General features: G+C 63.9%; 7 protein-coding genes. 2 read left to right on the top strand and 5 right to left on the bottom strand.

Annotation, left to right across the window (positions count from 1 at the left end; all coding sequences use genetic code 11):
- Positions 1–243 precede the first annotated feature (243 nt).
- From ACEN88_RS21780 to ACEN88_RS21760, 5 genes are all read right to left on the bottom strand, one after another.
- On the bottom strand, positions 244–1,476 hold the full coding sequence (locus ACEN88_RS21780; protein WP_413342954.1) for an argininosuccinate synthase: 1,233 nt from the start codon (positions 1,474–1,476) through the stop codon (positions 244–246).
- Between the two features lie 92 nt (positions 1,477–1,568).
- A complete protein-coding gene (gene argF, locus ACEN88_RS21775) occupies positions 1,569–2,501 on the bottom strand; it encodes an ornithine carbamoyltransferase (protein WP_413342953.1) in 933 nt (310 codons plus the stop codon).
- Between the two features lie 90 nt (positions 2,502–2,591).
- Positions 2,592–3,488 (bottom strand): ribosome small subunit-dependent GTPase A, encoded by an 897-nt coding sequence (gene rsgA, locus ACEN88_RS21770; RefSeq protein ID WP_413342951.1) that lies wholly within the window; start codon positions 3,486–3,488, stop codon positions 2,592–2,594.
- Positions 3,485–3,817 (bottom strand): 4a-hydroxytetrahydrobiopterin dehydratase, encoded by a 333-nt coding sequence (locus ACEN88_RS21765; RefSeq protein WP_413342949.1) that lies wholly within the window; start codon positions 3,815–3,817, stop codon positions 3,485–3,487. Before ACEN88_RS21765 ends, rsgA begins: the two co-directional genes overlap by 4 nt.
- The gene (locus ACEN88_RS21760; protein WP_413342947.1) at positions 3,814–5,079 is read right to left on the bottom strand and encodes a M48 family metallopeptidase; all 1,266 of its coding nucleotides are present in this window, start codon (positions 5,077–5,079) and stop codon (positions 3,814–3,816) included. Before ACEN88_RS21760 ends, ACEN88_RS21765 begins: the two co-directional genes overlap by 4 nt.
- Positions 5,080–5,231: 152 nt before the next feature.
- Between ACEN88_RS21760 and orn the strand changes: the two genes are divergently transcribed.
- Together orn and ACEN88_RS21750 are read left to right on the top strand one after the other, a co-directional pair.
- On the top strand, positions 5,232–5,810 hold the full coding sequence (gene orn, locus ACEN88_RS21755) for an oligoribonuclease (protein WP_371771557.1): 579 nt from the start codon (positions 5,232–5,234) through the stop codon (positions 5,808–5,810).
- Positions 5,811–5,883: 73 nt separating this feature from the next.
- Positions 5,884–6,590: PAS domain-containing protein (locus ACEN88_RS21750; protein WP_413342944.1), on the top strand; the 707-nt coding region annotated here is incomplete at its 3' end.

The raw sequence follows: 6,590 nt of genomic DNA, 5'->3' as shown, positions 1-6,590 counted from the left end.
GTGCGGGGTGGGGCGGGGATCAAGCGGTGCGCCTCCCTTTGCCGTCCTTTCGCGTGAGCGGGAGGACGGCTTTTTTTATTACCCAGCCGTCGTCCCCGCGGAGGCGGGGACCCAATTTTTACGCGCTGCCGAAACGCGTGCAACTTGGGCCCCTGCCTCCGCAGGGGCGACGGTCTTGAGGGTACGTGCATGAAAAAGCCGCCGGTCCTCGCAGACCGGCGGCTTTTACTCGACCTTCAAAAATTACTGGCCGCGTTTCTTGCGCGCGTTCGCCGCGATCCGCATGCGCAGCGCGTTCAGCTTGATGAAACCGCCCGCATCCGCCTGGTTGTACGCGCCGCCGTCTTCGTCGAACGTGGCGATGGTCTGGTCGAACAGCGAATCCGTCTTCGAATCGCGCGCGACGACGATCACGTTGCCCTTGTACAGCTTGACGCGCACCCAGCCGTTCACGCTCTTTTGCGTGTGGTCGATCAGCGTCTGCAGCGCGACGCGTTCCGGTGCCCACCAGTAGCCGTTATAGATCAGCGACGCATAGCGCGGCATCAGGTCGTCCTTCAGGTGCGCCACTTCGCGGTCCAGCGTGATCGATTCGATGGCGCGGTGCGCCTTCAGCATGATCGTGCCGCCCGGGGTTTCGTAGCAGCCGCGCGACTTCATGCCGACGTAGCGGTTTTCCACCAGGTCCAGGCGGCCGATGCCGTGCTTGCCGCCCAGGCGGTTCAGTTCCGTCAGCACGGCGGCCGGGGTCAGCTGCTTGCCGTTCAGGGCCACGATGTCGCCGTTCTGGAATTCGATGTCCAGGTATTCCGCCCGGTCCGGTGCCGCTTCCGGCGACACGGTCCAGCGCCACATCGATTCCTCGGCTTCCGCGCTCGGGTTCTCCAGGTGGCGGCCTTCGAACGAGATGTGCAGCAGGTTGGCGTCCATCGAGTACGGCGCGCCGCCGTTCTTGTGCTTCATGTCGATCTCGATGCCGGCGTCTTCCGCATACTTCAGCAGCTTTTCACGCGACAGCAGGTCCCACTCGCGCCACGGGGCGATGATCTTGACGTCCGGCTTCAGCGCGTACGCGCCCAGCTCGAAGCGCACCTGGTCGTTGCCCTTGCCGGTCGCGCCGTGCGACACGGCGTCGGCGCCGGTTTCGTTGGCGATTTCGATCAGGCGCTTGGCGATCAGCGGACGCGCGATCGACGTGCCCAGCAGGTATTCGCCTTCGTAGACGGTGTTGGCGCGGAACATCGGGAACACGAAGTCGCGCACGAATTCTTCGCGCACGTCGTCGATGTAGATGTTTTCCGGCTTGATGCCGAACTTCAGCGCCTTGGCGCGCGCGGGTTCCAGCTCTTCACCCTGGCCCAGGTCGGCGGTGAAGGTGACGATTTCGCATTTGTAGTTATCCTGCAGCCATTTCAGGATGACGGAGGTATCGAGGCCGCCCGAGTAGGCGAGGACTACTTTGTTAATGTCGCTCATGGAGATTCCAGTGGTGTCAGATGTGGAGGGGGATGATGGTCAGCCGGCCCTCAGCGGGCCGACGATCAGGCTCAATGGTCGTGGTCGTGCGATTATTTATCTTCGATGCGGCCCAGCAGCAGGTATTCGATCAGCGCCTTCTGCACGTGCAGGCGGTTCTCGGCCTCGTCCCAGACGACGGATTGCGGACCGTCGATGACGCCGGCCGACACTTCCTCGCCGCGGTGCGCGGGCAGGCAGTGCATGAACAGCGCGTCGCCGCTCGCGCGCGCCATCTTCGCTTCGTCGACGATGAAGCCGTCGAATGCCTTCAGGCGCTCGGCGTTTTCCTTTTCGTAGCCCATGCTCGTCCACACGTCCGTGTTGACGAGGTGCGCGCCGGCGCAGGCGTCGGACGGGTTCTCGAAGAAGGTGTAGTTCTTCGTGGAGACCAGCTGCGGATCGATGTCGTAGCCCTTCGGCGTGGACACGTTCAGGTGGAAGCCGAACACTTCCGCCGCCTGCAGCCAGGAATACAGCATGTTGTTGGCGTCGCCGATCCACGCCACCGTCTTGCCGACGATGGAGCCGCGGTGCTCGTAGTACGTGAAGATGTCGGCCAGCACCTGGCACGGATGGTGTTCGTTCGTGAGACCGTTGATGACCGGCACGCGCGAGTTGGCCGCGAAGCGCTCGATGATGTCCTGGCCAAACGTGCGGACCATGATGATGTCGCACATGCGCGACATGACCTGGCCGGCGTCCTCGACGGGCTCGCCGCGGCCCAGCTGGCTGTCGCGCGTGTTCAGGTAGATCGCGGCGCCGCCCAGTTGGTGCATGCCCGCTTCGAACGACAGGCGCGTGCGCGTGGAATTCTTTTCGAACACCATGACCAGCGTGCGGTCGACGAGCGGGTGGTAGATCTCGTAGTTCTTGAACTTGCGCTTGATGACGGTCGCGCGCTCGATCAGGTACTCGAACTCGTCGCGGGTGAAGTCGGAGAACTGCAGGAAATGCTTGATGTTGGTGGGAGTCGTGCCAGCCATTTTTGTGCCTGAGATACGATAATCTCTTGGATTATAAGCGTTTTTGCTTGCTTTCCGGGAAATTGCATTTGGAGCCAAGCGGAAAAGTTGTCAGTACAACGTCTGCGCGGACTCGTGCAGCAGCTGCGCGTACAGCTCGTGGCGCAGCTTCGCGATCTTGCCGTCCGCGACCGCCTGCAGCACCGCGCACTGCGGTTCCGCCAGGTGGCGGCAGTTGTAGTACTTGCAGCCGCCCAGGTAGGGCTTGAACTCGACGAACGCCCGTTCCAGCATGCCTTCCGTCAGGTGGTACAGGCCGAATTCCTGGAAGCCCGGGGAGTCGATCAGGGTGCCGCCGGCCGGCAACTTGTACAGGCGCGTAAAAGTCGTCGTGTGCTTGCCGGTGTCCAGCGCTTCCGAGATTTCGCGCACGGCGATGTCGGCGTCCGGCACGAGCAGGTTCACGATCGACGACTTGCCCATGCCGGACTGGCCGATCAGGATGGAAGACTGGTCCTGCAGCAGCGGCGTCAATGCCGCGACCGTGTCGTCGGGATGCGTCTTCGCCGACACTTCGTGCAGCGGGTAGCCGAGGCGCGTGTACAGGCTCGCGCGTTCGCGCGCGCGGGCGAGGTTGGGCTCGAGGTCGACCTTGTTCAGGATGAGGTGGGCGTCCACGCCGGCCGCCTCGCAGGCGACGAGGGCGCGCGACACGAGGTCGTCGGCGAAGCCCGGTTCCGTCGCGATGACGATGAACAGGCGCGTGATGTTCGCCGCCAGCAGCTTGCTCTTGTACTGGTCGGAGCGGTACAGCAAGGTCGTGCGCTCGGCGATCTTTTCGATCACGGCCTGGTCGTTCGACGTGCGCTTCAGGTGGACGATGTCGCCCACCGCCACGTTGGTCTTTTTCCCGCGCGTGACGCACTGGAGGAATTCGCCGTCGACGTCGGCGAGGTAATGGCGGCCGTGCGCGGCGACGATCGTCCCTGTAAATTCATGCTTGCTCATGCGCCAGCCCGTCCCGTGTACAGCGCGTCCGCCCTGGCTGCGCAGATGAAATCGTTGTCGGACAGGCGGTTGCCGGCCGAATGCGTCGTCCACGACGCCGTGCAGCGGCGATAGCCGACGGTGAGGTCCGGGTGGTGGTCTTCGCGGTGGATCATGAAGGCGAGGGCGTTCACGAATTCCATCGTCTCGTGGAAGTCGCGGAACACGAATTCGCGTTGAAGACGGTTACCATCGATGCGCCAGTCCGGCACCTCGGTCAACAAGGACTGGATCGTCGCGTCGTCGAGCGCGGGCGCATCGTGCACGCAGTGGCGGTCGATCAGGCTCATGCGACCCCCGCCAGGCGCAGGTGACGGATGCGCACCGAGGCCGGCGGGTGCGAATCGTAGAACGCGGAGTGGATCGGGTCCGGCGTCAGCGTGGAGGCATTGTCCTCGTACATCTTGACGAGGGCCGACACGAGGTCGCGCGCATCGCTGTGGCTCGCGGCGAACGCGTCCGCCTCGAATTCGTGCTTGCGCGACGTGATCGACGTCAGTGGCGAGAACGGGAACGTGAACACGGGCAGCACGAGGGAGAACAGCAGCAGGGCCATCGCATCGTTCGACTGGCCCAGCAGCGGCAGCACGCCCAGGCCCGTGTAGAACCACACCTGCGTCTTGAGCCAGCCGAGCAGGGCGAGGAACGCGAGCGACAGTGCGAACAGCACGCCGATGCGCTTGATGATGTGCTTCAGCTTGAAGTGGCCCAGCTCGTGCGCCAGCACGGCCTCGATCTCTTCCGGGGCCAGGCGCGACAGCAGGGTGTCGAAGAACACGATGCGTTTATTCGAACCGAAGCCGGAGAAATAAGCGTTGCCGTGCGCGGAGCGCTTGCTGCCGTCCATCACGAACAGGCCCTTGGCCGCGAAGCCGACGCGCGTCATGAGGCCTTCGATGCGCTCCTTCAGCTTGTCGTCCGTGAGCGGCGTGAATTTGTTGAAGATCGGCGCGATGACGGTCGGGTACAACACCATCATCAGCAGCTGGAAGCCGCTCCACACGAGCCAGGCGTACAGCCACCACAGGGCGCCCGTCTTGTCCATCAGGGTGAGGACGACCCACAGCAGCGGCAGGCCGATGACGGCGCCGACGAGGCCGCCCTTGACGGCATCGGCGATCCACAGCCCGACCGTCATTTTGTTGAAGCCGAAGCGCTCTTCCAGAACGAACTGGCGGTAGTACGAGAACGGCAGGTCGAGCGCACCGGAGACGACGGCGAACGCGACGATCAGCAGAATCTGGTGCACCATACCGGGGCCAAGCGCGTGCAGAAGCGCCGTCGACAGCGCCTGCAGGCCGCCCAGCAGGGTAAAACCGGTCAGCACGAGCGTGTTCCACAGCGCGGCCCACAGCCCGAAGCGGGTCTTGGCGACCGTGTAGTCGGCGGCCTTCTGGTGGGCGGACAGGGGAATCCTGGCGGCGAATTCGGCCGGCACCTGCGCGCGGTGCGCCAGCACGTGACGGATGTGGCGGCGCGCCAGCCAGTACCTCAGGCCGAGCGTGAGCAGGAGAAAGACGACGAACAAAACCGAAAACGCGGATGAAAGCATTCTATGCCTGTGAGAAAATCCTGTTTTTCGGGGTCAGAGCACGAATTTTGGCTTGCGGGGTCAGAGCACGGTTTTCACGATTGTGCTCTGACCTCGCCAAATTAATGCTCTGACCCCGACTGATTAAAAAGCTTTTAAGCGAAGAGAGAATTATGTCACAAGCCAACCCCACCGAAGTATCCACCCCGCGCCCGAACGAATTCAACCTCGTCTGGATCGACATGGAGATGACCGGCCTGGACCCGGACAACGACCGTATCATCGAAGTGGCCGCCGTCGTCACGGACGCCAACCTGAACGTGCTGGCCGAGGGCCCCGTGATCGCCGTCCACCAGAGCGATGCGACGCTGGACAAGATGGACAACTGGAACAAGGGCACGCACGGCCGCTCGGGCCTGATCGACCGCGTCAAGGCGTCGACCATCGACGAAGCCCAGGCCGAGGAACAGCTGATCGCCTTCCTGAGGCAGTGGGTGCCGGCCAATAAATCGCCGATGTGCGGCAACTCGATCTGCCAGGACCGCCGCTTCATGGCGCGCGGCATGCCGAAGCTGGAAGCGTTCTTCCACTACCGCAACCTGGACGTGTCCACCTTGAAGGAACTGTGCCGCCGCTGGAAGCCGGAGCTGGCGTCCGGTTTCAAGAAGGCGCAGAAGCACACGGCACTGGCCGACATCATCGAGTCGATCGAAGAGCTGCGCTACTACCGCGAGCATTTCATCAAACTGTAAATCCCTCGGGTGGGCTCGGACACGAAGTTGCAATCGTGCATGGGCCCCGCCGCCAGGTATGCGAGAATCGGCCATGGCTGACATTCTGCGTACCACTGCCGGTCTCGGCGGAGAGAGCGAAGTCCGGCGTCTCCTGCAGGAGCACGACTGGAGCACGTCGCCGCTCGGGCCGCCGGAAGACTGGCCGCCCGAACTGGCGACCGCCGTGTCGATGACGGTCAGCTCCGCGTTCCCGATGTTCCTCGCCTGGGGCGCGGACCTGCGCTTCCTGTACAACGACGCCTACGCCACGATCCTCGGCGCCAAGCACCCCGCCGCGTTCGACGCGCCGTTCCAGCATGTCTGGGCCGAGATCTGGCCCGACCTCGTGCCGCTCGTCGATCGCGCGCTGTCCAACAAGTCCGCGTATTTCGAAGACCTGCCGCTCACAATGGAGCGTCATGGATTCCGCGAGCAGACATGGTTCACGTTCTCGTATTCGCCGCTGCACGACGGCCACGGCCGCGTGGCGGGCCTGTATTGCACCGTCATCGAGACGACGAACCGCGTGCAGGCGGAGCGCCGCGCCGCGTTCGAACTGACGGTGGCCGACGCGCTGCGCCCGCTGGCGTCCGCCGACGAAGCCATCCGCACCGGCTGCACGCTGCTGGGACTGGAGCTGGGCATGGCGCGCGTGCTGTACGGCGAAGTCGACGAGGCACTCGATACGCTGGCCGTCGCGCGCGACTGGCACCGGCCCGGCCGCGCCCGCGGCCTGCAGTTCGAACTGTTCAAGCCGGG

Source organism: Massilia sp. CT11-108, assembly GCF_047302915.1.
In the GTDB taxonomy this organism is placed as follows: domain Bacteria; phylum Pseudomonadota; class Gammaproteobacteria; order Burkholderiales; family Burkholderiaceae_D; genus Telluria; species Telluria orientalis.
Note: the sequence above shows the minus strand (reverse complement) of the source record. Positions and strands in the feature narration are given on the sequence as shown.

Coding starts and splice junctions, on each gene's coding strand:
- ACEN88_RS21780 (WP_413342954.1), bottom strand. CDS start 1,476: ATGAGCGACATTAACAAAGTAGTCCTCGCCTACTCGGGCGGCCTCGAT.
- argF (WP_413342953.1), bottom strand. CDS start 2,501: ATGGCTGGCACGACTCCCACCAACATCAAGCATTTCCTGCAGTTCTCC.
- rsgA (WP_413342951.1), bottom strand. CDS start 3,488: ATGAGCAAGCATGAATTTACAGGGACGATCGTCGCCGCGCACGGCCGC.
- ACEN88_RS21765 (WP_413342949.1), bottom strand. CDS start 3,817: ATGAGCCTGATCGACCGCCACTGCGTGCACGATGCGCCCGCGCTCGAC.
- ACEN88_RS21760 (WP_413342947.1), bottom strand. CDS start 5,079: ATGCTTTCATCCGCGTTTTCGGTTTTGTTCGTCGTCTTTCTCCTGCTC.
- orn (WP_371771557.1), top strand. CDS start 5,232: ATGTCACAAGCCAACCCCACCGAAGTATCCACCCCGCGCCCGAACGAA.